We start from the raw sequence: 499 nt of genomic DNA on the forward strand, positions 1-499 counted from the left end.
ACACTCTCGCATCAGCATATGCTCCATGACGAAGCGCCAAATAAAACACAACAAAATGCTTACACAGAAACATGTAAAATTACAGAAACATAACACAACAACCACACCAAAACGATGCGGCGTCATGTTGATGCTCGCGTCCACTATACAATTCTCAAACAACACACACCACCACACCGCCACCCACCCACACCCTTCCAGGCATGGTACGTGAGCGCTGACGCGCAGCAGCAACAGAAAGGACGTGTCCTCTCAGACACCCAACAGTGTGCCGACGAAACCCCCCGGACCGGACAAGCCGGCCACCAGGGCGATAAGAATTACCGTGTCAGTGTTCCACCCAACAATATGAGCAACCGCATCAGCCACATTCGAGCTGATCAACGGTACTATTGCTCCTTAGAAAGGAGGTGATCCAGCCGCACCTTCCGGTACGGCTACCTTGTTACGACTTCGTCCCAATCGCCAATCCCACCTTCGACAGCTCCCTCCCACAAGG

Annotated in this window: 1 rRNA gene; it reads right to left on the reverse strand. The window is 52.5% G+C overall.

What is annotated here, in order from left to right:
- Positions 1-403 precede the first annotated feature (403 nt).
- Positions 404-499, reverse strand: a 16S ribosomal RNA gene (locus WFK95_RS24695); the annotation flags it as partial.

This window comes from Tsukamurella sp. USMM236 (assembly GCF_037148755.1).
Classification (GTDB): Bacteria; Actinomycetota; Actinomycetes; order Mycobacteriales; family Mycobacteriaceae; genus Tsukamurella.